A 1368-nucleotide genomic window follows, 5' to 3' on the forward strand; every position below is an offset into this window, starting at 1 on the left:
TAGACGAGGGCGGGCTAGGGGCTTGCTTTACGGCACGCGTAAAAACATTTTGTTGCACATGCCTTGAGGTAGCATGGTACGAGAGCGCCTCGTATCTATCGTGCCACGCAAACTCCAGTTACTCACAAGAAAAAACAACTCTTCATTTTTACAACCCCTCTTAATCTACTTTTAGCTTTTTAACGATATGATTCTGCAAATTTTAACAAAGGAAATAACATGAAAACGCTCGTGATCTTATCGCATCCCAATTTCGCCGCCTCGCGCGTGAACAAAGCCCTATCGCAGGTCGCAAAGGGCGCTGCCGGCGTGGAGGTGCGCCATTTGGAGGGACTTTACGGCACCGATACTGCGCGCATTGACGCTCGCGCAGAGCAAGACGCGCTATTGGGCGCTGAGCGCATCGTATTTTTGTACCCGATGTACTGGCTAAACGTGCCGCCTATGCTAAAAGCCTATATCGACATCGTCTTTTCGCACGAGCTGGTGGGTTCCGGCGCGCTTAAGGGCAAGGTCTTACAGCTTGCGCTAAGCGCTAGTACGTCGCTTAGCGAGTATTCCAAACAGGGTACTATCGGCTTTAGCCTGGATGAAATTTTAACACCGCTTAAGATCGCAGCAAACTACTGCGGGATGGACTTTGCTGTGCCGTTTGTCAGCAGCGGGTTTGAGCCTGGAGAGTTTGGTGACGATGCCGTAGATGCTGCAGCCGCACGCTTCGGCAAACTTTTACGAGGCGAACTAAGTCCCGGCGAGTATCAAATTTAGCAAAGCAAGTGTTCGCTACCCGTGGCTACGAGATGAAATTTTACAAGAGTGATTTTATGCGCGGAATCTACGCCTTTTAACGAGCCGATCGGCAAAAGCTCAAAGTGGATCGAAACACGCTATGGATGGCTACGACTAAGACGCGCGTGCACTCGTCGTAGCCAGTGTTGATTGCTTATAAGGTACAAGCGTGTTTAAACAGCGCGCATCGGCTAGCTAATGTTGTCATCTATGGAAACGCGAATAGCGTTCGGCTCGAAGTCATTGGCGTAAAACTCATCGTGTTTATTTGCGCAAGAGTGGTTAAATTTCGTAGCAAGTGGCAAAGTAGGGGGTAAAGTGTGTGTCGTGATCTTTTTGGATCGGGTGTGGGTTTTTGCGAAGCGGTCTCTGTCGCGCTTAGAGAGTTTAAATTTTAAAGTTTGCCGCATCGCGTAATATTTTGCAAAACATCGCACCGCCACCGCGAAAAGATATGCTGAGCCTGCCGCTGTAAAAGTGTGGTGATCGGTCATTACCGAGCAAAGTAGCGCCGTAGCGAGTGCGTAAAATATGAAAGCACATTGCTATAAGCGAGCGAGTGGGGCAAAGACGGGTCTG

The 1368-nt window shown here is 49.5% G+C and carries 2 protein-coding genes; one reads left to right on the forward strand and one right to left on the reverse strand.

From position 1 onward, the window contains the following. Window positions 1–219 precede the first annotated feature (219 nt). Window positions 220–768 (forward strand): NAD(P)H-dependent oxidoreductase, encoded by a 549-nt coding sequence (locus Q0236_RS10930; protein WP_297917817.1) that lies wholly within the window; start codon window positions 220–222, stop codon window positions 766–768. Between the two features lie 212 nt (window positions 769–980). Here Q0236_RS10930 and Q0236_RS10935 read toward each other — a convergent pair whose 3' ends face one another. After that, a complete protein-coding gene (locus Q0236_RS10935) occupies window positions 981–1199 on the reverse strand; it encodes a hypothetical protein (protein ID WP_297917820.1) in 219 nt (72 codons plus the stop codon). Window positions 1200–1368: the final 169 nt, after the last annotated feature.

This window comes from uncultured Campylobacter sp. (genome assembly GCF_938031315.1).
GTDB lineage: Bacteria > Campylobacterota > Campylobacteria > Campylobacterales > Campylobacteraceae > Campylobacter_B.